A 22,363-nucleotide genomic window follows, 5' to 3' on the forward strand; every position below is an offset into this window, starting at 1 on the left:
CGTTAGAGCCGCTCGATCGAGGCGCGGCCGGCGAACCGGCCGCCTCGATTCGACGCGCTGTTCAGCAAGATCATGCCGTGGATCCTGGCAAGCGCCTGCTGCCATGCGGCGGTGTCGCGCGTGGCGTCGCCTTTCTCGATCAGCGGCTCGAGCATCGAGAGCAGGTCAGTCGAGCGTGAGGTGCCTTTCGGCGAGTTGACGTCGGAAACGAGCCCACCTCGGCGAGATCTCGCCCTCGCGCGCCGTGCCTTCGAATTGCGTGCTTTGCGCAACCCCGTGTGTCAGCTTGCCCAGGCCAACTCCGGCATCCGGCGGGAGGCGTCGAAGCCCCTGGCTTTCATGGCAGCCGCTGCGCAGCCGCGCCTTTCCAGCCGCTCGGCCAGCAGCCAGCAAAACACGTCCAGTTCGGCCCTGCCGTGCGTCGCGATGAATTCGTGCATCACTTCTTGCACGGCGCTTTCCTGTGTCGCCGTCGAAAGCATGCTGGAAATATGCGACGCGCCGCGCGCGAGTTCGAGCGAATACGCCGCTTCGTAGTAGTACAGGCCGCCTTGACGCGGCCTTTTGTGGGCCCTTTTCATGTTTCCCCCGTTTGCCTGGATCTCGCAGGCGTCTGCATCTTTGCAGTCGGCGCATGACGCGGCAATGAATCGGCAGTGCCTCGGGGCAAATCTGTCCCTATGTCTCAAATACTTGTTGTTTTGTCTCACACGCGGCTTGCATGATCGGGGCGTTTCATGCTCAACGCATCAAGGCCATCCAGTAGCGCCAGTCGTCCGCGCTCGCCTCTTTCGCCACTTCGGTATCGCCATTGAGCGCCAGCATCCGTACCGCCCGCGGTGAGAGGCCAATCGAGCGGCGAAATGCGCGTGTGAAATTCGCCGCGTCGGTGAAGCCGTGTGCGGCGGCGATGTCGGCAATCGTCATGATGCGTCGCGCCGGGTCGGCGAGCATCTGGCGGCAGCGCCGCAAGCGACGCTCGCGCACATAAGTCGCGAAGCCGCCCTCCTGCTCGAAAAGGCGGTACAGCGTGGCGCGCGAGATGCCGAAGGCATGCGCAACGGATTGCGCGTTCAGTTGCGGATCGGTCAGGCGCTTCTCCACATAGCGGCAGATCGACACGAATGCGCACTGCTGAACGGCCGGCACGTGTTCCGGGCTCACGCTCGCGTTGAGCGCGCTGGCCGCGAGCTGAAGCGTTGCCGGCATGACGGCCTGGGCGTGGGTGCGCGTCATCTGTGGGGCGTGCCGGTAAAGCGCGCCCAGATGCTCGCGCAGCAGCGCAACCGCAGGATCGGCGCCGCGTATTACTCGCATGCTCTGCTGGTCGGGCGCCGTCAGGAGAGGGGCAAGCAAGCGCCGCGGCACCGCCAGATTGATGAATTCGCTCTGCGTGGTTTCGGTCGCGAGCGCTTGGGCCGCGTCCACGATGAACATGTCGCCCGGTTGCGTACACGCTTCCGGGCCCCCGTCGCGCGCCCGGCAATGGCCGCCTAGATAGAACTGCAGAACATATTGATCTTGGCCGTCGCGCCCGATCTTGGCGTTCGAGCGGTCGTAGCGCTGCGCGCCCGTGCGTATCGAGCCCAGCACCACGTCGCCGAACAGATAGCCGGTCACGCTGGTGCCGAATCCCGCATCGCGCGATTCGGCAGTCTGCGTGTCGAAGATGACGCTCACCGCCTCGCGCCACGCGGAAAACTGCTGATCGCGAGGCAGGACGCTGGTATCGAACGCGGAATACGGCAGGGAATTGGGCGTTGGGCTCATGAGCCACCTTGGTATGCGAAACGACTAGGGGATGGTATATCCTCCACTCGACTACTGCGCTATCGGTTGCGCGCGCAAATTCTTTAGGGTCGTGCTCGCCGCATGGACTTCAGGATTTCGAAATACCGATATTGTTTCTCAATGTATATGCTGCGCGGGCGAATACATTGTCATGCAATAAGCCACTCTCCCGACACAAACCAGATACCTCGCCCAGTTTTAATGCACTCAACGACGGCAATCTGATGATTTTCGAAATGCTATGGAAGCGCGGATGACGCGTTCCACGTCGTCGTGCCATCGATACCCGGCTTCGGTTTCCCGGAGCAGCCGCAGACGACAGTTGGGGCTCGGATCACATCGCGTCCAGATGGAGACAAAGGACATGACGCGTCCGAGAGAGTAGCAGCAGCTATCGGATCAGTTTAGTGGTCCACTTTGAATCGGTCCGGCCTTGGCCGCACCCATTCCCAGTATCAGGAGCTTTGATTCCATGTTCGATCTCGGATTGACCAAAATGGCGCTGATCGGGGTCGTCGCACTCATAGTGCTAGGGCCAAAGCGCTTGCCAGGCGTGGCGCGGACGGCGGGCGTGCTGTTCGGCCGTGCGCATCGGTATGTCGACGACGTCAAGGCGGAATTCGCCCGCGAGATTGAACTCGACGGTTTGAAGAAGATGCGCGCGGGGTTTGAAACAGCGGCATCGGATGTCGAGAACAAGGTTCAAGAGGTACTGCGCTCGCGGGAAAGCGAACTCGACGACGCACGGGATTCGGGCCCATCAGTGCCGGACAGTGGGGCAGGCGTCGAAGGTCGAGGTCTAAGGCGCGTCGACCGTGATACCTCTGGTGTCGTCATGGGCATCGGCAAGGCGTCGCAAAGGAAGCGCAGGAACTGGCGCGTCCAGAAGGGCGCTATCCCGACTTGGTACAAGCACGCGACAGTGCGTAAAACGCGCTTGCAATCGCGGGCGTCGCAGACTGTGGGGTGTATTCCCGAGGCGACGCGCCGTGCGTGGCTTTTCTGATGGCTTTCCCGTTGTCATTTGGCACTGACCCATTTTTCTCCCATCGATGATTCCCGCGGAGGCCTGGCATGAGCGACCTGCAACACACTGGAGACGAGCCAATCGAAGAGACGCTCATTTCACACCTTGTCGAACTGCGCGAGCGGATTATCCGCGCCGGCGGTTCAGTGGTCCTGGTGTTCCTGGGACTGGTTTACTGGGCGCCCTATATCTTCCGACTGCTTGCGCACCCGCTTATCCAGAACCTGCCGAAGGACGGCAAGCTGATTGTCACCGACGTCGCCGGCTCGTTCTTCGTCCCGGTGAAAGTCACCATGATGGTTGCGCTCGTCATCGCACTGCCTGTCGTGCTGTACCAAATCTGGGCGTTTATCGCTCCGGGGCTTTATCGGCACGAGAGGAAGCTCGTCGTGCCGCTGGTCAGCAGCAGCTACACGCTGTTTCTATGCGGCATGGCATTCGCCTATTTCGTCGTGTTTCCCAACATTTTCCATGTGATGGCGCATTACAACGCTCCACTCGGCGTGGAAATGACCACGGATATCGACAAGTATGTGAGTTTCGTCCTCACCATGTTTCTTGCCTTTGGCGTGACGTTTGAGGTGCCGATCATCGTGGTGATCCTCGCACGCACGGGGATCGTGACGGTGAAGAAGTTGCGTCAGATCCGGCCGTATGTGATTGTCGGTGCGTTTGCGGTTTCCGCCGTGGTGACGCCACCGGACGTGTTCTCTCAGTTGATTCTCGCCTTCCCGCTGGTCATTCTTTACGAAATTGGAATCGTTGCAGCCTGGATATTTACACGCAAGGACGGGATCAGGGAGCAGGAAGCAGAAGGACAGTGATGGGCGTGTGGCGGCCCAGGAAAGCGCCTTCTCACTCACTCACTTTCGCGCGCCGCACCGAGAGAAGCGCCCTTTACAACATGCTGTTGTGGAAGGCCTTGCGGTAATTCTTTGCTCTGTTAATGACTGTCTAGTCGCCAGGTTGATGAAAGGAGATTTGAAATGTCTAAAGTTTGGCTTATCACTGGAAGTGGAAGCGGTCTGGGTCGATTCATTGCCGAGGCAGCGCTGGCAGCGGGCAATCAGGTCGTCGCAACCGCCCGTAACGTTCGCCAGCTCGACGAACTGGTGGGCCTCTATGGCGAGAGTGTCAGGACGGTCAAACTCGACGTCACGGACGAGCCTCAAGGCCAGGCGGCGGTCGACGCAGCGATCGATGCTTTTGGCCGGCTTGACGTGCTCGTCAATAATGCCGGTTATGGGGATACCCGTCCGTTTGAGCAGGTTCCCTCAGACGAGTTTCGCCGACTGGTCGAGACGTGTTTTTTCGGAGCCGTGAATCTCGCGCGCGCGGCGCTACCTGTCATGCGGCAGCAGCGCAGCGGACACATCATCCAGATTTCTTCGTTGGGTGGTCGCACGGCGTTCCCGGGCAACGCGGCCTATTTCGCGTCGAAATGGGCCGTCGGCGGCTTCACCGAAGGCCTGGCGCTGGAGACTGCACCTTTCGGTGTCAAGGTTACCGCTCTTGAGCCGGGCGGCATGCGCACCAATTGGGGAGCACGTGCTCACGCAAACCGACCGGTCTTGCTGCCAGATTACGAACCATCAGTCGGCGCCAGCGTGAAACAGATGGAAGGCTATTGGGGTAATGAGTCCGGGGATCCCGTCAAGGTTGCACAGGTGGTCCTCCAGATTGCTGACGCCGAAACCCTTCCGCCGCACATTCTGCTCGGAAGCGACGCTTTCCATTTTGCTCGTCAGGCCGAGCAGGCAAGAGCGGCCGAGGCAGACCGTTGGCACGCGGTCAGCGTATCAACCGACGTCGATGCCGTCGGCCCCGTTCCGCCGTTTCCGACGATTTGAATTGGGTGTAATTCACGACTCACTTGTTCTGACCGGGCCACTTTGAAGAACGGCGACTGCCTGCAGTGGGCCGTTACGGCCGACTGCATCAGGCGGTGGCTGCCAGTTTCGCCGTTCATCACTTATCCTACGTACTCGGGTGACGGGCATTCATCCAGCGCTGAGTTCGGACGATGCGACTGAGCGCCCGGCCCGAACGCGACGACGCTGAGCAGTGCCACAGCCCATACACAGGTCGCGGCGTACAGCTCTTCCGTTGAAGACTCTTTGCGCGATCGATGCACTGGTTACCGAAATTCCGCCGATGAACCTCGTTTGAGGCTGGAGTGGCGTGCCCCGCAAAAAACGTGCTATTCGTCGCCGAACTGCTGAACTAGTGCGTGCAGAAACTCGTGCCTCACGCCTGGCGTGACTGCGCGCTCACGCACTCCGGCGAACACTCAGGCACGCACCACCGTCACGCCGGCCGCTTCGATCGGCTCGGTCAGCTTCGCATCGGTCGAACGCTCGACGACGATGGTCTGCGCCATGCCGATCGGACCGATGCAGTACGGCGATGCGGCGTTGAGCTTCGCGGCGGAAGCGAGGACGACCGTTTCCGCCGCGCGCGCGGCCAGCGCGCGCTTTACATAGGATTCCTCGAAATCTCCTGTGCTGAGCCCCGCCTGCACGTGCACGCCCGTCACGCCCATGAAGTACAGGTCTGCGTGAATGTGCGCGATCGCCTCCACGGCCGCCGCGCCCACGGTGACCACCGAATGCTTGTAGAGCTTCCCGCCGATCAGCACGACCTCGATAGCGGGATGCTCCGCGAGCGCCACCGCGACGCCGGGGCTATGCGTGACGATGGTCGCCTGCAGATCGCGCGGCAGGCACTCGACCAGCAGCGCCGAGGTCGTCCCGCCATCGACGATCGCCACCTGCCCCGGCGCGATCATGTCCGCGGCCTTTTGCGCGATGCGCCGCTTGGCCGCCACCTCCATGCCGCGCCGCTCGGCAATGGGCGCCACCGCCGGCGAAGCCGGCAGCGCGCCGCCATGCACGCGCTGCAAGAGGCCTTCGGCGGCCAACTCGCGCAAGTCGCGCCGCACCGTGTCCTCGGAAACGCCGAATTGCGCGCTCAGTTCGCCGGCGAGTACCTGGCCGTCGCGCTTGAGCGCCGCGAGTATCGCTTTCTTTCGTTGATCTGTGAGCATGGGAATGGTCGGCAACGGGTGACACCGGTTTGCACGAATTTTCTTGATTTTGCACGAAACTGCACGATACCATGAATGGCGAATGCCGACCAAGGGGAACGAAATGACTGCAACGAAAGACCGCGTGCGAATGATCGAAACCACCGTGCTGTCCGACGACTGGTATGTGCTGCGCAAGGTGACCTTCGACTTTCTGCGCAGCAACGGCACGTGGCAGCGCCAGAGCCGCGAAACCTACGATCGCGGCAACGGCGCGACCATCCTGCTGCACGACCCGAAGAGCGGCAACGTCGTGCTCACGCGGCAATTTCGCATGCCGACGTTCGTCAACGGGCATGACGGCATGATGATCGAGGCTCCGGGCGGACTGCTCGACGACGCCGCCCCCGACGAGCGCATTCGCGCCGAAGTCGAGGAAGAAACGGGCTACCGCGTGCGCAACCTGCGCAAGATGTTCGAGGCGTACATGAGCCCGGGCTCCGTGACCGAGAAGCTTTATTTCTACCTTGGCGAATACGACCCCGCCGAGCGGCCCGGCGCGGGAGGCGGAGTCGAGGAGGAAGGCGAGGATCTGGAAGTGGTCGAAGTGCCGCTTGGCGAGGCGCTGAGGATGATCGAGCGCGGCGAGATCGTCGACGGCAAGACGATCATGCTGTTACAGCACGCGGCGTTGCGCGGTCTCGCGCGCTAACATACGCGTTTCGCTCGCTTTCTACCGACCACCCATGTACATCGTCTCGCTGTTCTATACCGCTTCGCTCGAACGCATCGACGACGCCCTGCCCGCGCATCGCGCGTACCTGGACGCGCAGTTCGAAGCCGGCAATTTCATCGCTGCCGGCCCCAAGATGCCGCGCGACGGCGGCGTGATCATCGCCTCGCATATGCCGCGCGAGCGGCTCGATGCGCTGCTCGCCGCCGATCCTTTCGCTCAGCAGGGCGTCGCCAACTACGAAGTGACGGAATTCAAGGCCACGCGCCTCGCGCCCGGCCTCAATCTGCCGCGGCCCGAAACGCCTTGAGTGTTGGCGCTGCGGGCTAGCGCCGGTTCAGTTCGGCGAGCCCGCAACCGGCACCACCATGCCCGACCACACGATCTCCAGCTCCACCGCAATGGATCGCGCGAGCCCGTCGAGCCCCGGAAACAGCGATGCATTCGTGATGTTCATGCGGTAGAGCCACTTCATCGCGTCCATGCGGATGCGCTCGGGCAGCACGATCTTGTGCAGCAGCTCCTCGTGGCTCTCGTAGCCTTCCAGAATGGCCTGCAAGGGCTTGTCGATCACGCCCGGCACGACGAACGTGCCCGACTGCGCGACGAGCCGGTCGTCCATCTCGGTGGGCTCACCCGACCAGAGAATTTCGTTCGTGTTGCTAAAGAAGTAGCGCTCGAAGTTGTCGTGCGCGCGCGGGTCGATCACGTCGCGCGTGAGCGTGGGATTGGCCTTGGGCAGTGCGCGGCTGTTCCAGAGCGCCGGCGTGTTCAGCGCGTAGACGGCCGCGTCGCCGGTTGCGCGTTCGAGCGCGAAAAAGGCCGCGACGAACGGGCTCTTGGTGAAATCGAGCAGCCGCGTGGGCGCGCCGTGGTGCTGCATGAGCGCGAGACAGCGCAGATCGTCCTTGAGCAGGTCCGGATGCGCGAGAAAGTTGTGCGCCTTGCGGCGAAACACGCGAATGGCGCGCTCCTCGCGCTGGCGCCATTGCAGCCGGTCGCCCACGTAGTCGCGCATGTAGCGCGTGAGCGAGCTTTCCAGGTGCCACTGCGCGTTCTGCTGGCCGCGAAACGCCCAGCCGTCGAGCTGCGTCGTCAGCGACATGAACTGCTGCCAGTCTGTGAGTACCGTGGTTTGCATCGTGGTTCCGGTAGCGTTTGTTGTTGCGTTGCGCTGGGCCGCCTGAAGCGCGCGCCCGCTGGAGACGCTAGCACATCGACAATGACAACGTCACGAAGGCCTCTCCATGCACGGTGTGCAAACTCAGGCGAACGTACGCAGCATCGCGATCTGCTCGCGCCAGCGCGAGAGCGCCTGCGCGGGCTCGTAGAGCCGGAACGTCACGCCGCTCAGCACCTCGGCATACTTCGCGCGATGCCCGCTGACGGATTCGATTTCCACGCGAAATACGCTCAGTTCGAGTGCCGTTTGCCGCTGCGCCACGGCATGTGAGCGTGCGCGAATTTCCAGCAGCGCGCCGTCATGCACGAGCGAGAGCGTGAGGCGGCCGTCGCGCATGAGGTTCGCGGTGGTGCTGGATTGCGGCCAGAGCGCGATGAGCAACGTGGTGGCGTTGACGGCCAGGATCTCGCCGGCGCTCAGTTGCGCGCCGTGGGGCCAGCCGTCCTCGCTGACGGTCGAAAGGCGAACCGCATCGGCAAGCCGCGCTTCGAGGTGCTCGCCGTCGAATTCGCGCACGAGCGCTGCGGGCAATTGCGTGGGCGACGCGGGTTGCATGGCCTGCGGGGCGGGTTCGTTTTGCTGCATGGGGGCATTCCTTGCGGGTGTTGCGTGCGTCGGGTCATTCCAAATTGGACCGTAGCGCCGCGCCGAAGTCAAATCGCCCCGCCTTTCAGCAACCGTTCAACCCTTGGTCGCGCCGAACGTGAGCCCCGCCACGAAGTGCTTCTGCATCGCGAAGAACATCATCACCGAAGGCAGCGCAGCAAGGACCGAGCCTGCGGAAACGAGGTTCCATGCCGTCGTCCACTGTCCCTTGAGGGCCGCAACGCCTACCGTGATCGGCGCAGCGTCGTCGCCCTGGGTCAGGCACAACGCCCAGAAGTAGTCGTTCCAGACGAAAGTGAACACGAGAATGGCGAGCGCAGCGAGCGCCGGGCGAATGAGCGGCAGCACGATGCGCACGAACACGGTCCATTCGTTCGCACCCTCGATGCGCGCGGCCTCGACGAGTTCGAACGGCAACTGCTTGATGAAATTTCGCAGGAACAGTGCGCAAAAACCGGTCTGAAACGAAAGATGGAACAGGATCAGGCCGCCAACGGTGTTGTAGAGCCCCAGTCTGAGCGTGAGGTCGCGCACCGGAATCATCAGCACCTGGATCGGCACGAAGTTGCCCGCAACGAAGGTCGCGAACAGCGCCGCATTGCCCGGAAAACGATAGATGGCCAGCGCATAGCCCGCCAGCGCTGCGAGCGCAATCGCCCCGGCCACGGCGGGCAGCGTGATCTGCACGCTGTTCCAGAAGTAATGGAGCATCGGCGAGGTCGTGAGCGCGTCGCGATAGTTCTCGATCATCGCGAAGTGCCTCGGCCAGCCCCAGTAGTTGCCTTCGCTCAGTTCCTCGGTGGAGCGCACCGACGTGACCAGCACGGCAATCAGCGGCAGCAGCCAGATGACGAGCGCCACGGGCAGCGAGAGCTTGTAAAGGCGGCGCGGCGCGGGCTTCCATTTGTCGACCGAAATCGGAAACATGGGGGGCTCCTCGTAGCGGATTCAGTGCTCGCTGCGCAGCAGGCGGCGCAGGTGATAGACGATATAGAGCAGCATGATCGCGAACAGCACGACGGCAATCGCGGCCGAATAACCGAGCCGGTAGTATTTGATCGCCTGGTCGTACATGTAGTACGCGAGCACGGTCGAGCTTTCGAACGGTCCGCCGCCCGTCATCACGGAGATGAGGTCGAAGCTGCGCAGCGCGCCGATGACCGTGACCACCACGGCCATGAACGTGACGGGCCGAAGTTGCGGCAGGATCACGTGCCAGAGCATGGTCCATCCCTTCGCGCCTTCCATGCGCGCGGCCTCGATCTGCTCGCTGTTGAGCGTGGTGAGGCCCGTGAGATAGAGGATCATGCAGTACGCCGTTTGCGGCCAGAGCGCCGCGAAGATGATGCCCGGCGTGGCATAGTTCGGGTCGCCGAGGACGGGAATGCCGCGGCCCAGCATGAGCGCGAGCAGGCCGAACGTGGGGTCGTAGAACCACGAGTAGATGAGGCCCACCACCACGCCCGACAGCACGAACGGTGCGAAGAACAGCGACTTGACGATGCGGATGCCGCCCACGGCCTGGTTGAGGTACAGCGCGATCGCGAGGCCCATGGGCGGCGCGAGCAGGAACAGCACCAGCCAGATCACGTTGTTCTTGAGCGCCGTGTAGAACGTGGGCGAGTGGAACAGTTCGATGTAGTTCGCGAGGCCCACGAAGCTCGCTTCGGTCATGCCGTCCCAGTTGTAGAGCGAGAGACGCAGCGTGGAGAGAATCGGCCAGATCACGTAGACCGCGAACATGATGACCGCGGGCGCGAGAAAGAAGCAGGCGGCACGTCGCTGGCGACGCGCGGTTGGCGACGCGCGGCGGCGCGGCTGAATGCCTCGCCCGCTTGCGTGCGGCATGCCGCCGTTCTCGCCGCCTGCCGGCGCGGCGCCGTCCACGCGATGCGCAACGGTGTGACTCAGTGCCTGTCTCACGGCAAAAACCTCCACTTGATTACCCGGCGGGCAGCGCCGACGCACCGCCCGCCTTCGCTTCGAACACCTTACTTCTTGTAGATCCGCTGACGCGTCTGCTCCAGCTGCGCGAGAATCGAGTCGAGCTTGGTCGGATCTGACACGAACTGCTGCATGCCCTTCATGCCTTCGTCGGCCATTTCCTTCGTCATGTCGCGGTCATAGAACTGCGCAATGCCGCCCTTCGTGTTCGAGAGGATCTGGAAGCCGATCTTCGAAATCGGGTCGTCGGGTTCCGGCGACTTGCTGTTGGCCGAAAGCGAACCCAGTCCCTTGGCAAGCTGCGCGCCAACATCCGGGGTCTCCGCAAACGCGAGGAACGCATGCGCATCGGCCTTGTTCTTCGCCTTGCCCGGAATGTGCAGCGATTCGACCGGACCGTCTTCGGCGGTCGGCACGTTCGGGTCGATGATCGGGAACTGGAAGTAGCCCATCTGCTGCTTGACCGTCGGGCTGAAACCGCCCGTGATGAAGGTACCCATCAGCATCATCGCGGCCTTGCCCTGGAACAGGAACGGCTGCGCCGCATCGAGATCGTATGAGAGCGAATTGGGAATGAAGTCGCCGTCGTCGAGCAGTTGCTTCCATGTGACGTAGACTTTTTTCACGCGCGGGTCGGTGTACGGCACTTCGCCCGCCATCAGCTTCTGGTGGAACGCGTTGCCGTTCAGGCGCAGGTCCAGATAGTCGAACCAGCCGGCCAGCGTCCACGCGTCGCGCCCGGCCACGGCGATCGGCGCGATGCCCGCGGCCTTGAGCTTCTTGCAGGCATCGAGGAATTCATTCCACGTTTTCGGCTCGCTCTTGATGCCTACCTTGTCGAACAGGTCCTTGCGATAGAACATGCCCCACGAGTAATACACCGTGGGCGCGGCGTACTGCTTGCCCTGGTACGACGAAGCTTCCTTCGTCGAGGCGTACATGCTGTCCCAGTTGTTCTTTTTCCAGTCATCCGAAAGATCCGCGAAAAGGCCGCGCTTCGCGTAGTAGGCCATGCGCTCGCCGTCGTGCCAGTTCACGATGTCGGGCGGCGCGGTCGTGAGCCAGTTCGGCAACTGGACCTTGTAGGCTTCCTCGTCGACGAACGACACCTTTACGTCGGTGCCGGGGTGCGTCTTCTTGAACTGGTCGATCACCTGTTCCCACACGGCGCGCTGGCTTGCGCCCTTGTAGGCAATGTTCATTTCGAGCGTGCCGGCCTGCGCCGCGCTCGCGAACGCGCCTGCAAGCGCGCCCGCCGCCAGCGTCGCAGCAACGAGCAGGGTGCGTGGTCTGAAGGTCTTGCCGATCATGCGTGTCTCCTTGGTTATACGTCGTTGTCGGTGCTGCATCGTCAGGAACTACGTCTATTGCGAACGGTAGGCGCTCACGCCCTGCGGCTCTATCGTACGCGAGCCGATCACATATGCATCGTCGGGAATATCCGCAGAAAGCGTGTGCGTGCTGGGCCCGTAGTTGAACACCCAGGTGAAGCCGCCGCGCCGGCTCACACGGATCGCGTCGCCGAGCGGCTGCGGCGTGAGGCCCGCTTCGCGCGCCACGCGCGCAAAGAGCACCTGCGTGCTCGCCTCGTCGAACAGGCTCGCGAGGTAGTGGACCGCGCCGCTCTTCACATACGCGGGATGGCCGTCGCTGAACGTCGCGCGCACTTCCGGCACGGCCCATTCGTTTTCGCCGGTATCGGCGCCGAGTTCGATCAGATCGCGCCAGTGGCGCGCGTGGCCTTCGTGCGTGCCGTCCAGCTCGAAACGCACCGGCTCGCTGATATTGGGCCGCAGCGACTCCACGCGCCACACGCGCAGCGGCAGCAGCGCCGCGAGCGGCCCCGGCGGCAGGTTGGCGGGAATCTGCAGATCGGTGGTTTTCGAGCCCGTGCGCGGCCCGATCACCACTTGCGCGCCCGAACTGGCAAGGCGCTGCGCGAAGTCGTCGGGCACGATGGGCAGCGGCGGCACGACCACGAGCCGGTAACCGTCGAGCGGCGCGTGCACCGAAACGATATCCACGTCGAAGCCGAGCGCGCGCAGCGCCGAGTAGTACTCCACAGCGAAGCGCGGATAGTGGAAATCCGCGCCCTGCGGATGAATGTCGAAAAGCCACTTCGCTTCGTAGTCGAACACGAGCGCAACAGGTGTCTTCACGTCGAACTCGCGGCCGCCCTTCGCCGCCGCGAGCACGGCCTCGATTTCCTCGGCCACGCGCGCCGCCTCCGCACTGCCGAGGTCGGGGCGGTTGTCGGGCGTATTCAGGCCCGCGTGCATCTGCTCCTGCGCGAACGGCGCCTGGCGCCAGCGGAAATACGACACGCAGCCCGCGCCGTGCGCAAACGCTTCCCAGCTCCAGAGGCGCACCATGCCGGGCAGCGGCGCGGGGTTCCAGTGGGCCCAGTTCACAGGACCGGGCTGTTGTTCCATGACCCAGAACGGCAGCTTCGACATGCCGCGATACACGTCGTGATTGAACGAGGCGAAGTCCGGGTGGCCGGTGCGCAGATAGCGCGCCTTCACGTCGGGCGCGAACCATTGCTGGTCGAGTGCGCCGAGCGGATAGCTGTCCCACGTCGCGACGTCGAGATCGGAGGCGACCTTGTAGTGATCGAACTCCATGAATAGCTGCATGAAGTTGTGCGCGATGGGCCGGCCCGGCGAGTGCGCGCGCAGGATATCGACCTGCATGCGGTTGTAGCGCTGCACTTCGTCGGAGGCGAAGCGCTGGTAGTCGAGCCGATGCGACGGATGCGCCTCGGTCACGGTGCCAACTGGCGCCTCGATTTCGTCGAAGCTGCGGTACTCCATGCTCCAGAACACGGTGCCCCAGGCGGTATTCAGCGCGTCGATGCTGCCGTAGCGCGCCTTGAGCCATTCGCGAAAGCGCTGCACCGCCGCCGGCGAGTAGCTGACCACCGTTTGATGGCAGCCGTACTCGTTATCGGTCTGCCAGTACGCGACAGCGGGATGCTGGCCATAACGCGCGGCGACCGCCTCGCAGATGCGCCGCGAAGCCTCGTAATACGCCGGCGAAGAAAAATCGTAGTGCCGGCGCGAGCCGAACCCGCGCACGCGGCCATCGGCGCCCACGGGCAGGATGTCCGGATGCTGGTCTATCAGCCACTTGGGCGGCGTGGCCGTGGGCGTGCACATCACCACTTGCAGGCCGGCGTCGCCGAGCGTGTCGATCGCGCGATCGAGCCAGACCCAGTCGAACTTGCCCGGCGTCGGCTCGATGCGGCTCCACGCGAACTCGGCGATACGCACCTGCGCGATGCCCAGCGCCTTCATGCGCGCGGCGTCGTCTTTCCACATGGCCTCCGGCCAGTGCTCCGGGTAATAGCAGACTCCAAGACGCATCCCTGTGTCCTCGGTTGTTGTTCTCATGCGGGTTGACCGGCGGTGGCGAGCGGCGTAACGGCGAAGCCGTCTTCCGCGAACAGATGACAGGCGCTCGCGCTCGCATGGAACTGCGCGGTGTCGCCGCTAGTGAGCCGGGCGTCGCCGGGCGCCTTGGCGACGAGAACTGCCCCACCCGGCTGATCGAGATGCACATAGCTGTGCTCGCCAAGTTCCTCGACCAGCGTGATGGCGCGCGAAATCGTCAAGGCATCCTCAGCATCGCGCGAGGTGCGCGAGGCCACGCCATCCACCACCAGTTCGAGATGCTCGGGACGCACGCCGAACGTGACCGGCGCGCCCACGGCGAGCCGCGCGCCCTGCACCGGCAGCCGCACCGTTTCGCCGCTTTCGTCGAGCGCGACGCTCACGCCGTGCGCCTCGATGGCGGCCACGCGCGCCGGCAGAAAATTCATGCGCGGCGAGCCGATAAATCCCGCCACGAAGCGGCTCGCGGGCCGGTGATAGAGCTCGAGCGGCGCGCCCACCTGGGCGATGCTGCCGTATCGTTCGGTATCCTTACCGCTATGTAAAAGGACGATCTTGTCGGCAAGCGTCATCGCCTCGATCTGGTCGTGCGTCACGTACACCACGCTCGCCTGCTCGAACTGGCGATGCAGGCGAGCGATCTCGATACGCGTCTGGCCGCGCAACGTGGCATCGAGATTGGAAAGCGGTTCGTCGAACAGGAACACGCCGGGCTCGCGCACGATCGCACGGCCAATCGCCACGCGCTGCCGCTGGCCGCCCGAAAGCGCCTTGGGGTGACGCTCGAGCAACGCCTCGAGCTGAAGAATGCGTGCGGCTTCGCGCACCTTGCGATCGATCTCGGCCTTCGGCGTTTTCGCGAGTTTGAGGCCGAACGCCATGTTCTCGTACACGGTCATGTGCGGGAACAGCGCGTAGCTCTGGAACACCATGGCCACGCCGCGCTGCGCGGCGCTCACGTCGTTCACGAGCTTGCCGCCGATCGATATATCGCCGTCGCTCACGTCTTCCAGGCCCGCGATCATGCGTAGCAGCGTGGACTTGCCGCAGCCCGAAGGGCCGAGGAATACACAGAACTCGTTCCTGCCGATTTCCAGATCGACGTTGCGAATCACCGGCGCATTCTCGCCGTATGCCTTCTGAACGCCGCGCAACGAAATGCTCGCCATCGTGCCGTCTCCATGTTCTAATCAGCGCGACACGGAGATTAAGCGCTTAATCAGCGGCCCATAAAAAGTGATCGCTTGCGCGATCTGGCTGCCTTGTCTCCGATATTCGCTTTGATTGTGGGCCCAATGTTGCAATGCCCCTCTCGATCATGCAAATGTTGAATCGCCTTCCCATATTTTGAGATGGATGTTTGAGTCCCATGCCGACCCTGAACGAAGTCGCGCGCCGCGCCGGCGTCACGCCGGCCACCGTCTCGAACGTACTGCGAGAGCGCGGGCGCGTGGGCGAAGCCACGCGTCAACGCGTGCTCGAAGCGGTCGAGGCGCTCGGCTATCGCCCGCATTTGTCGGCGCGCGCACTCGCCGAAGGGCGGCCGCCCACCATCGCGCTGATGGTGTCGAGCATTGCGAACCCGTTCTATCCGGAGTTCGCGCTTGCCGTGGAAAATGCGCTGCGGCGCAGTGGGCGCTTCCTCATCATCTGCAATACGGATGGCGACCCGCAAACGGGCCGCGCCTACCTCGAACAGATTGCGGGCACGCTCTCGGCGGGCGTGCTCGTGATGAACGCCAATCTCGACTTTGCCGACCTGCGCGCCACCGTGCGGCGCGGCGCGCCGGTCGTGCTGTGCATGTGGGAGCGCCCGCTCGACCCGCCGGGCCTGCCGTGCGTGGCCGTGGACTTTCGGCGCGCGGGCGAGCTTGCCGCGCAGCATTTGCTCTCGCTCGGGCATCGGCGCATTGGCGCGATCGTCGGCAGCAAGGTTTACGGCATTCACGCGGCGCGCTATGACGGCTTCGTCGCGGCCATGCAGGCCGCCGGACTCGACGGCGCGGGCGCGCCTGTACGCTATGCGCCGGACACGACACAAGGCGGCTACGCGGCCACGAGCGAGTTGCTGGCGCGGCATCCCGACCTCACCGCGATCTTCGCGACCAACGACCTGCCCGCGCTCGGCGCGATGCAGGCCGCCGCCGATCTCGGGCTCGACGTGCCGCGCGAGCTTTCCGTGGCCGGCATCACCGATATTCAGCTGGCGCGCGAGTCGCGGCCCGCGCTCACGACCGTTGCGGTCGCAACGACCGAGGCGGCGGAGCTGGCCGTCGAGTTGCTGACGGAGCTGGTCGAAGCGCCCGATTCGGCCGCCGGCGCGGCCGCGCGCGTATGTGTGGTCCCGGCGCCGCGGCTGGTCGTGCGGGCTTCGACGGCGGCGCCGCGGGCGCAAGGCTAACGAAAGAATCGGCACCTATCCCCCACCCGACGCAAAGAAGCCAGCAGCAAACCTTCAGGTTCCGTTCGATCCATCCGTTAAACACGATGGCGCTGCACCTGTGCACCGCCGCAAGAATACAAATCGAAGACGGCTGGAGAAAAACGAACGTGAAGCGAACAACGTTGAATCAGAAAGCCTGGGGCATCGTCGGGCTGCTGTGGATCTCGCTCGTCGTGCTGGTGGTGGCCAACGCCTTCATGACGCGCTCGGGCATGGTGACGGACCGCAAGAGCCTGCTCGAGCAGGAGACGCAAACGGCATTGGGCGTGGTCTCGTACTACCAGAAGGAGGCGGACGCCGGCCACATGAGCGCCGACGACGCGAAGCGCCTCGCCATCGCCACGCTGCGCGGCATGCGCTACGGCGACGACCAGAGCGGCTACTTCGGCATTTACGACAGCAACGTAATGGCGCTGCTCGTGCCGCCCAAGCCGGAAATGGAAGGCAAGAGCCAGGCAAACACGACGGACCCGCGCGGCACGCGGGTGGCGTATGGCATCGTCAAAAGCTCATCCGCGGGCGGCGACGGCTACAGCAGCTACTGGTGGCCGAAGCCCGGCAAGATCGCGCCGGTCGAAAAGATCACCTATTCCGTATTCGTTCAGGGCTGGGACTGGCACCTCTTCACCGGCATCTATACCGACGACATCGACGACGCCTTCCGCAGCGCGCTGATCAGCAACCTTTTGCTCGTGACGGTGATCGGCGCAGCCGTGACGCTCGGCCTCATGTGGCTCATCGGCACGATCCGCCGCAGCCTGGGCGGCGAGCCGGACTACGCCTCGCAGATCTGCCAGCGCATCGCCGAAGGCGATCTCACAGCCCACGTGAATCTCGCGCCCGGCGACCAGCACAGCCTGCTCCATTCGATGCAGCAAATGCAGCGCCAGCTGGTCGAAACCGTGCAGCGCATCCAGACTTCAGCCGAATCGATCACGACGGGCGCCAAGGAAATCGCGGCGGGCAACCTGGACCTTTCCTCGCGTACGGAAGAGCAAGCCGCCTCTCTCGAGGAAACGGCCGCCAGCATCGAAGAGCTCACGACCACGGTCAAGCACAACACCGACAACGCGCGCCAGGGCAATACGCTCGCGGTGAACGCATCGGAAGTCGCCGCGCGCGGCGGCGAAGTCGTGCGCCGCGTGGTCGAAACGATGAACGAAATTTCGAGCAGCTCGCAGCGCGTGGAGCAGATCATCGGCGTGATCGACGGCATCGCCTTCCAGACCAACATCCTCGCGCTCAACGCGGCCGTGGAAGCGGCGCGCGCCGGCGACCAGGGCCGTGGCTTCGCCGTCGTGGCGGGCGAAGTGCGCAGCCTCGCACAACGCAGCGCGACGGCCGCCAAGGAGATCAAGGACCTGATCGGGCAGTCGGTGGCGCAAGTGTCGGAAGGCACGAAGCTCGTCGATGAAGCGGGTAAGACGATCGACGAGGTGGTGATTTCGGCGCGCCGCGTGGCCGACCTGATGGGCGAAATCGCGGCGGCTTCCGAGGAGCAGCACACCGGCATCGAGCAGGTGAACCGCGCCGTTGCGCAGATGGACGAAGTGACGCAGCAGAATGCGGCGCTCGTGGAGGAAGCATCGGCGGCGGCGCAGTCGATGGCGGCGCAGTCGAATGGCTTGCGCGACGTCGTGACGGTGTTCCGGATCGGGACGCAGGCCGAATCGACGGTTGCGCCTGCGGTGGCAGCGCCCGCTCAACGCGCGCGTGCCATGCGCCCGGCCGCACCGCTCAAGCGCCCTGCCCCCGCGCCCGCGAAAGCCACGGCAACCACGCCGGCGCGCAGGGCCGCGAACGCAGCACCCGCGGCAACGGCGAAGCCGGCTGCCGCCAGCCCCGTGGCCACCGCCGCTAATCAGGCGGCAGACTGGGAAACGTTCTAGGCGCTGGTTGGGATGTGATCACGCAAGGCGCGCGCCTTCACCGGGCGCACCTTGCTCCGCCCGCCACCGGGCAAACGTGATCAACCCAGGCGCAAGTCCCGGATCGCCGATACGAGTCCAGCTCGTATAGGTATCGTCGAGTCCCGGCACCGGCTGCGGCGTGGCGAACTCCACGCGCGACATGCCGGGCCGATACGCCTCGTTCGGCCAGTAGACCGGCATGACGCGGCGCGCCGCCATTTCCTCGCGCAATGCTTCGGGGCCGCCTTCGTCGGTCACGACATCGCATTGCGCCGCCCAGTCGTGGCTGTCCCACGCGAGAAACACGCCGGCGTTGCCTTCGGCGTCGAACGTGAGCACGGCGTTCTGCTCCGGGCGCCAGTAATACTCGACGATGCGCTCGCGCTGCGCGACCTCGTGCAGCACGTCGGCGATGCGCCGGTTCGCGTAGATCGCGCCCACGCCATGCACGCCGATATGGCCGCGCCGCGCGCAGAACTTGCGCTTGGCGTCGTCGATCGCGCCGCGCAGCTTGCGGGTCATGGCGGGATCGGACTTCTTCACGTAGAAGTCGATCAGCCCCGCGTTGAATGCCTCCACCGCGTGCGATTCGTCGGCCGTGGCCGTGAGCAGGATGCGCGTGCACGCCACGTCCTTAGCAGCGGCCAGGAAATCGACACCGGTCATCTCCGGCATTTCATAATCCACGACGAGCGCGGCGATGTCGCCAAAGCGCGCCGCGTCGGTCATCACGTCCTCGCCCAGCGCGTTGCCGCCGCGCTTCTCGAACTCTGACCATGCCGCGCCCGCAGCGGGATTGCGCGCACTCTGGCGCGCCTCGTGCGAAGCGACGAAGGCCAGCGCCTCTCTCGCGCTCGCAAAGTAGCGGTCCGTGCCAGCGCCCGGAAAGAGGCCGCGCAGCGCGTAGAGGAAGTCGGGGCTGTCGTCGACGAAAACGACGGAGACGGGATGGTAAACCGGCTGTCTGACGATGGAACTCATGCTGGATCTCGGTAAGCGCGCTGCGCCTCATGCGGCGCACCCGTCACCCGGAGCGGCACCGCGAGGAAAACATGTCGATTATGCGGCGTCTCGCCTGGACACAGCAACCCGAACTCGCAGGTGCGCGCTCAATCGAACGCGCGCAAACGTTATCGCACCCAGCGAGCATGAAGCGGTTTGCGTATGTGGGGAGCACGGTATTGGATGAAGAGGAACGCGAAGAGAATGGTGCATGCCTCCGTTTCTCCGGAGGCACGCGCGGCTGCCGCCTGCAGTCCCTATCTGGAGTCACTCTGATGTACGCACGCGAATCCATTCCCGCCGTCCTGTCCCGTGGCACCGCCGGATTCTCCGACGAAATCATGGAAGCTACGCCGACCAAAACGTTCCATCACGTCATCGACATTTACCTGAAGGACTCGAACGCATTCATGAACACGTATTTCGCCCGCTATTTCGAATGGCAGGGCATTTGCCGCGAACGCTGGTTTCACGAGTGCATTCACAACAATCTGCTCGCCTCGGGCGGCGTGTTCGTCACCAAGCGCGCGCACCAGGAATACGTGCAGGAAACCTTTCCGTTCCAGCGCGTGGATTGCTACCTCAACACCTTCCAGGTGCGTCAGTGCTCCGCGTATCTCGTGTTCCGCTTTTGCGTGGACGGACGGCCCGTTTCGCTCGGCTATCAGCAGATTCTTTTCGCCGGCACCGACAAGCGCATTCGCCGCTTTCCGCCCGGCATCATCGAGCGCGTGAAGGAATACGAGCTGGTCCTGCCTTCGGGTTCGAACTAAGCGTCTTGAACCCGGCTACATGAACTAGCCCGCGAAATCCTGCCCCGCCGGAAAGCGGCGGGGTTTCGCCGGCGCGTCGTGCAGCGCGCGGTCGGCGCTCGTGCCAGGCTCCGGCAGGCGGATCGTGAACGTGGTGTGCACGTGCGGCTCCGACTCGCAGCCGATCGTGCCGCCCAGCGCCTCGGCCACGCGGCGGCAAAACGTGAGGCCCATGCCGGCGCCCCGCCCGTGCGCCTTGGTCGAATAGAACGGGTCGAACACGCGCGGCAGAATATCGGCGGGAATGCCGCAGCCGTTGTCGGTAAAGCGCAGCACGCAAAAGCCCGCTTCGCTCGTCGCGCTGATCTGAACGCGGCCCACGTAGTCGCTCACCTTGTCGCTTCTTTCGGCCATTTCCGCGTGAATCGCGAAGAGCGCGTTCTTGAGCAGATTGAAAAGCACGAACACGACGAGCGAATCCGAGCCCGAGAAACTCAGTTGCGCGTCCATGGGGGCCACCTGCACCATGTCGCGCTCGCCGGTGCGGAATGGAAAACGCTCGAGCGCGGCATTCACGCAGGAGCGCACCGGGTAGGTCTCGAAGCTGCGGCGGTCGAGCCGGTCGAGCGTGAACGAAGCCAGTGACATTTCGACCACGGTGCTCGTGCTGTCCACCTGACGGCGTATCGAGGTGGCAAGCGAGGAAAGGCGCTCGGACTGCCCGGGGTAGAGTCCGTCCACGCACAACTGGTGCTGCACGGCCAGCTGGTAGCCGCGCATGAGTTCGGGCAGCACGTTGCCGATTTCCTCGGCATGCATGCCGATGGCCGCGAGCGGCGTGGCGACCTCGTGCGCCACCGTGGCCGCGATGAGATACGGGCGCATGAGACCGTAGCGCACGATCGTGACCGCGAGAATGCCAAGGCTCACCGCAATGAACACCGCGCCCACGGGATAGAACGCGAACCCGTAATTGACGGCGTAATCGGTGGCGGCGAGCGCGTACAGGCCGAGGCTCACGAAGCACAGGTCGAGCAGCTTGCGGCGGTCGTGCGCCTGCGTCTGGCCGCGCGCCGCGTATAGCAGCCAGGCGCTGCGGCACGCGAGCAGCACGGTCTGCGCCACGTGCACGGGATGCAGCATGCCCGCCTTCGGATACTTGCCGAAGAAGAACGTGCCGTAGCCGTCCACGACGAAATCGCTCAACAGCAGAAGGGCCGCGAGCAGCACGCTGAGCAGATACGAGGCGATCAGGAGCGGTCGTTCACCGCGCCGGGCGCTCACTTCGGTCACGAAGTGATAGAACGTGGTGGGCAGAAAGAGGATGAAGAAATAGCCGACCTTGACGAGCACGGCGGACAGTTCGGGGTCGGACGTCTGGAACAGAAAGGCCCAGGTGCCCTGCCAGAAGAACGTGGTCGCGCACATCAGGGCGAACGGCACCGAGAGGCGCGTGAAGCCCTCAGTCAGGAGCACGTAGACGCCGAATCCGAGAAATAATGCGGACACGAACGCTGGCAGGATCGAATACATAGTCTGTCGCGTGGGTTCTTGTTCTTACCGACCTGGTTGGCGCGGCGCGTTCCCGGCAGCGTCCCCGTGCGCCCGATGGGCGATTCGCGGGCCGGATCTCGCCGCCCGATGCACGGCGCATGAAATGCGCGGCGATCGAATCGATTTTGCCGATTATCGCCGTTAATCCATTGCTGCGGCGATATTTTGCCGCTTTACGAGTCGCTGCTATGCGCCGCGACTCCGCGATGGCCCAATTCCGGTCGAATTGGCAGAAAACCACGGTATCCGTCGATTGAGGACAACCCTGGCGCCGCCCAGAATAGAGGTCATCACCCACCCCTACGGAGCACCCCAGATGACCCCGACCCTTGCCGATGTCGCCATCCCCGACAGCAAGCTTGCCCGCGAAATCACCGAACTCGTGCGCGACACCGAATCGCCGCTGCTCTTCCATCATTCGAGCCGCGTCTATTATTTCGGCGCGCTGGCCGGCCGCCGGCTCGACCTGAAGTTCGATCGCGAACTGCTCTACGCAGGCGCAATGTTTCATGACATGGGCCTCACGCACGCGCACAGCAGCGAGCACGAGCGCTTCGAAGTGGACGGCGCGAATGCCGCGCGCGATTTCCTGCGCGGCCACGGCGTCTCGCAGCACGACATCGACCTCGTGTGGACAGCCATCGCGCTGCACACGACGCCAGGCATCCCGCAGCACATGCATCCGGTGATCGCCCTTGTCACGGCGGGCGTCGAAATGGACGTCCTCGGCATTGCCTACGACCGCTTCAGCGACACCGAACGCGAGGCCGTGGTCCACGCGCACCCGCGCAGCGAGCACTTCAAGGAGGACATCATCCAGACCTTCTATGACGGCATCAAGCACAAGCCCGCCACCACCTTTGGCAACGTCAAGGCCGACGTGCTCGCAGACAAGGATCCGCACTTCCATGCCGGCAACTTCTGCAGCGTGATCCGCCATAGCGCCTGGCGCGGTTGAACAACACCGGGAGCGATCCGGGACGCCCGAGGCAGGGCTAGGC

At 64.0% G+C, this 22,363-nt stretch carries 22 protein-coding genes and 1 pseudogene; 10 read left to right on the forward strand and 13 right to left on the reverse strand.

What is annotated here, in order from left to right:
• Nucleotides 1-2: 2 nt before the first annotated feature.
• The 3 genes from M3I53_RS10515 to M3I53_RS10525 form a co-directional block, all read right to left on the reverse strand.
• Complete coding sequence (locus M3I53_RS10515) at nt 3-155, reverse strand: hypothetical protein (RefSeq protein WP_254315882.1); 153 nt, start codon at nt 153-155, stop codon at nt 3-5.
• Nucleotides 156-281: 126 nt separating this feature from the next.
• Nucleotides 282-581, reverse strand: coding sequence for a hypothetical protein (locus tag M3I53_RS10520; protein WP_254315883.1), 300 nt, complete (start codon nt 579-581; stop codon nt 282-284).
• 160 nt (nt 582-741) lie between these two features.
• Complete coding sequence (locus tag M3I53_RS10525) at nt 742-1,770, reverse strand: helix-turn-helix domain-containing protein (RefSeq protein ID WP_254315884.1); 1,029 nt, start codon at nt 1,768-1,770, stop codon at nt 742-744.
• 267 nt (nt 1,771-2,037) lie between these two features.
• Between M3I53_RS10525 and M3I53_RS10530 the strand changes: the two are divergent.
• From M3I53_RS10530 to M3I53_RS10545, 4 genes and pseudogenes are all read left to right on the forward strand, one after another.
• A pseudogene (locus M3I53_RS10530) lies at nt 2,038-2,144 on the forward strand (alpha/beta hydrolase); the annotation flags it as partial.
• A 119-nt stretch (nt 2,145-2,263) separates the two neighbouring features.
• The gene (gene tatB, locus M3I53_RS10535; RefSeq protein ID WP_254315885.1) at nt 2,264-2,797 is read left to right on the forward strand and encodes a Sec-independent protein translocase protein TatB; all 534 of its coding nucleotides are present in this window, start codon (nt 2,264-2,266) and stop codon (nt 2,795-2,797) included.
• A gap of 68 nt (nt 2,798-2,865) precedes the next feature.
• Nucleotides 2,866-3,642 carry a twin-arginine translocase subunit TatC gene (gene tatC / locus M3I53_RS10540; RefSeq protein ID WP_254315886.1) on the forward strand — a complete coding sequence of 259 codons (777 nt, stop codon included), beginning with the start codon at nt 2,866-2,868 and terminating at the stop codon, nt 3,640-3,642.
• Between the two features lie 162 nt (nt 3,643-3,804).
• A complete protein-coding gene (locus M3I53_RS10545) occupies nt 3,805-4,668 on the forward strand; it encodes an SDR family NAD(P)-dependent oxidoreductase (protein WP_254315887.1) in 864 nt (287 codons plus the stop codon).
• 440 nt (nt 4,669-5,108) lie between these two features.
• On the opposite strand, the gene M3I53_RS10550 is transcribed toward M3I53_RS10545, so the two are convergent.
• Nucleotides 5,109-5,864, reverse strand: a complete 756-nt coding sequence (locus tag M3I53_RS10550; protein WP_254315888.1) for a DeoR/GlpR family DNA-binding transcription regulator — start codon at nt 5,862-5,864, stop codon at nt 5,109-5,111.
• Between the two features lie 103 nt (nt 5,865-5,967).
• Here M3I53_RS10550 and M3I53_RS10555 point away from each other — a divergent pair, with 103 nt between their 5' ends.
• Together M3I53_RS10555 and M3I53_RS10560 are read left to right on the forward strand one after the other, a co-directional pair.
• Nucleotides 5,968-6,555, forward strand: a complete 588-nt coding sequence (locus M3I53_RS10555; RefSeq protein ID WP_254315889.1) for an NUDIX domain-containing protein — start codon at nt 5,968-5,970, stop codon at nt 6,553-6,555.
• 34 nt (nt 6,556-6,589) lie between these two features.
• Nucleotides 6,590-6,886 (forward strand): YciI family protein, encoded by a 297-nt coding sequence (locus M3I53_RS10560; protein WP_254315890.1) that lies wholly within the window; start codon nt 6,590-6,592, stop codon nt 6,884-6,886.
• A 27-nt stretch (nt 6,887-6,913) separates the two neighbouring features.
• Here the strand turns inward: M3I53_RS10560 and M3I53_RS10565 are convergent, their stop codons facing one another.
• The 7 genes from M3I53_RS10565 to M3I53_RS10595 all read right to left on the reverse strand — a co-directional run bounded on the left by M3I53_RS10565 (nt 6,914) and on the right by M3I53_RS10595 (nt 14,870).
• On the reverse strand, nt 6,914-7,717 hold the full coding sequence (locus M3I53_RS10565) for an FRG domain-containing protein (RefSeq protein ID WP_254315891.1): 804 nt from the start codon (nt 7,715-7,717) through the stop codon (nt 6,914-6,916).
• A gap of 123 nt (nt 7,718-7,840) precedes the next feature.
• A complete protein-coding gene (locus tag M3I53_RS10570) occupies nt 7,841-8,344 on the reverse strand; it encodes a pyridoxamine 5'-phosphate oxidase family protein (protein ID WP_254315892.1) in 504 nt (167 codons plus the stop codon).
• 96 nt (nt 8,345-8,440) lie between these two features.
• Nucleotides 8,441-9,292 (reverse strand): carbohydrate ABC transporter permease, encoded by an 852-nt coding sequence (locus M3I53_RS10575; RefSeq protein WP_254315893.1) that lies wholly within the window; start codon nt 9,290-9,292, stop codon nt 8,441-8,443.
• Nucleotides 9,293-9,313: 21 nt separating this feature from the next.
• Nucleotides 9,314-10,276, reverse strand: a complete 963-nt coding sequence (locus M3I53_RS10580) for a carbohydrate ABC transporter permease (protein ID WP_375542496.1) — start codon at nt 10,274-10,276, stop codon at nt 9,314-9,316.
• An 80-nt stretch (nt 10,277-10,356) separates the two neighbouring features.
• Nucleotides 10,357-11,619 carry an ABC transporter substrate-binding protein gene (locus M3I53_RS10585; protein WP_254315894.1) on the reverse strand — a complete coding sequence of 421 codons (1,263 nt, stop codon included), beginning with the start codon at nt 11,617-11,619 and terminating at the stop codon, nt 10,357-10,359.
• 54 nt (nt 11,620-11,673) lie between these two features.
• A complete protein-coding gene (locus M3I53_RS10590) occupies nt 11,674-13,674 on the reverse strand; it encodes a beta-galactosidase (RefSeq protein ID WP_254315895.1) in 2,001 nt (666 codons plus the stop codon).
• Between the two features lie 23 nt (nt 13,675-13,697).
• Complete coding sequence (locus M3I53_RS10595; protein ID WP_254315896.1) at nt 13,698-14,870, reverse strand: ABC transporter ATP-binding protein; 1,173 nt, start codon at nt 14,868-14,870, stop codon at nt 13,698-13,700.
• 200 nt (nt 14,871-15,070) lie between these two features.
• Here M3I53_RS10595 and M3I53_RS10600 point away from each other — a divergent pair, with 200 nt between their 5' ends.
• Complete coding sequence (locus M3I53_RS10600; protein ID WP_254315897.1) at nt 15,071-16,102, forward strand: LacI family DNA-binding transcriptional regulator; 1,032 nt, start codon at nt 15,071-15,073, stop codon at nt 16,100-16,102.
• A 164-nt stretch (nt 16,103-16,266) separates the two neighbouring features.
• The gene (locus M3I53_RS10605; protein ID WP_302057632.1) at nt 16,267-18,033 is read left to right on the forward strand and encodes a methyl-accepting chemotaxis protein; all 1,767 of its coding nucleotides are present in this window, start codon (nt 16,267-16,269) and stop codon (nt 18,031-18,033) included.
• A gap of 18 nt (nt 18,034-18,051) precedes the next feature.
• Here M3I53_RS10605 and M3I53_RS10610 read toward each other — a convergent pair whose 3' ends face one another.
• Entirely contained in the window at nt 18,052-19,035 is a 984-nt protein-coding gene (locus tag M3I53_RS10610) for a response regulator (RefSeq protein ID WP_254315899.1), read from the reverse strand.
• Nucleotides 19,036-19,331: 296 nt separating this feature from the next.
• On the opposite strand from M3I53_RS10610, the gene M3I53_RS10615 reads away from it, so the two are divergent.
• The gene (locus M3I53_RS10615; protein ID WP_069265858.1) at nt 19,332-19,829 is read left to right on the forward strand and encodes a thioesterase family protein; all 498 of its coding nucleotides are present in this window, start codon (nt 19,332-19,334) and stop codon (nt 19,827-19,829) included.
• A gap of 24 nt (nt 19,830-19,853) precedes the next feature.
• On the opposite strand, the gene M3I53_RS10620 is transcribed toward M3I53_RS10615, so the two are convergent.
• A complete protein-coding gene (locus tag M3I53_RS10620) occupies nt 19,854-21,341 on the reverse strand; it encodes a sensor histidine kinase (protein ID WP_254315900.1) in 1,488 nt (495 codons plus the stop codon).
• Between the two features lie 337 nt (nt 21,342-21,678).
• Here M3I53_RS10620 and M3I53_RS10625 point away from each other — a divergent pair, with 337 nt between their 5' ends.
• Nucleotides 21,679-22,320, forward strand: a complete 642-nt coding sequence (locus M3I53_RS10625; RefSeq protein ID WP_254315901.1) for an HD domain-containing protein — start codon at nt 21,679-21,681, stop codon at nt 22,318-22,320.
• Nucleotides 22,321-22,363: the final 43 nt, after the last annotated feature.

The organism is Paraburkholderia sp. CNPSo 3272 (assembly GCF_024206495.1).
Lineage (GTDB): Bacteria > Pseudomonadota > Gammaproteobacteria > Burkholderiales > Burkholderiaceae > Paraburkholderia.

Coding starts and splice junctions, on each gene's coding strand:
- M3I53_RS10570 (WP_254315892.1), bottom strand. CDS start 8,344: ATGCAGCAAAACGAACCCGCCCCGCAGGCCATGCAACCCGCGTCGCCC.
- M3I53_RS10585 (WP_254315894.1), bottom strand. CDS start 11,619: ATGATCGGCAAGACCTTCAGACCACGCACCCTGCTCGTTGCTGCGACG.
- M3I53_RS10515 (WP_254315882.1), bottom strand. CDS start 155: ATGCTCGAGCCGCTGATCGAGAAAGGCGACGCCACGCGCGACACCGCC.
- M3I53_RS10595 (WP_254315896.1), bottom strand. CDS start 14,870: ATGGCGAGCATTTCGTTGCGCGGCGTTCAGAAGGCATACGGCGAGAAT.
- M3I53_RS10545 (WP_254315887.1), top strand. CDS start 3,805: ATGTCTAAAGTTTGGCTTATCACTGGAAGTGGAAGCGGTCTGGGTCGA.
- M3I53_RS10615 (WP_069265858.1), top strand. CDS start 19,332: ATGTACGCACGCGAATCCATTCCCGCCGTCCTGTCCCGTGGCACCGCC.
- M3I53_RS10625 (WP_254315901.1), top strand. CDS start 21,679: ATGACCCCGACCCTTGCCGATGTCGCCATCCCCGACAGCAAGCTTGCC.
- M3I53_RS10555 (WP_254315889.1), top strand. CDS start 5,968: ATGACTGCAACGAAAGACCGCGTGCGAATGATCGAAACCACCGTGCTG.
- M3I53_RS10600 (WP_254315897.1), top strand. CDS start 15,071: ATGCCGACCCTGAACGAAGTCGCGCGCCGCGCCGGCGTCACGCCGGCC.
- M3I53_RS10560 (WP_254315890.1), top strand. CDS start 6,590: ATGTACATCGTCTCGCTGTTCTATACCGCTTCGCTCGAACGCATCGAC.
- M3I53_RS10550 (WP_254315888.1), bottom strand. CDS start 5,864: ATGCTCACAGATCAACGAAAGAAAGCGATACTCGCGGCGCTCAAGCGC.
- M3I53_RS10620 (WP_254315900.1), bottom strand. CDS start 21,341: ATGTATTCGATCCTGCCAGCGTTCGTGTCCGCATTATTTCTCGGATTC.
- M3I53_RS10525 (WP_254315884.1), bottom strand. CDS start 1,770: ATGAGCCCAACGCCCAATTCCCTGCCGTATTCCGCGTTCGATACCAGC.
- M3I53_RS10575 (WP_254315893.1), bottom strand. CDS start 9,292: ATGTTTCCGATTTCGGTCGACAAATGGAAGCCCGCGCCGCGCCGCCTT.
- M3I53_RS10610 (WP_254315899.1), bottom strand. CDS start 19,035: ATGAGTTCCATCGTCAGACAGCCGGTTTACCATCCCGTCTCCGTCGTT.
- tatB (WP_254315885.1), top strand. CDS start 2,264: ATGTTCGATCTCGGATTGACCAAAATGGCGCTGATCGGGGTCGTCGCA.
- M3I53_RS10565 (WP_254315891.1), bottom strand. CDS start 7,717: ATGCAAACCACGGTACTCACAGACTGGCAGCAGTTCATGTCGCTGACG.
- M3I53_RS10590 (WP_254315895.1), bottom strand. CDS start 13,674: ATGCGTCTTGGAGTCTGCTATTACCCGGAGCACTGGCCGGAGGCCATG.
- tatC (WP_254315886.1), top strand. CDS start 2,866: ATGAGCGACCTGCAACACACTGGAGACGAGCCAATCGAAGAGACGCTC.
- M3I53_RS10520 (WP_254315883.1), bottom strand. CDS start 581: ATGAAAAGGGCCCACAAAAGGCCGCGTCAAGGCGGCCTGTACTACTAC.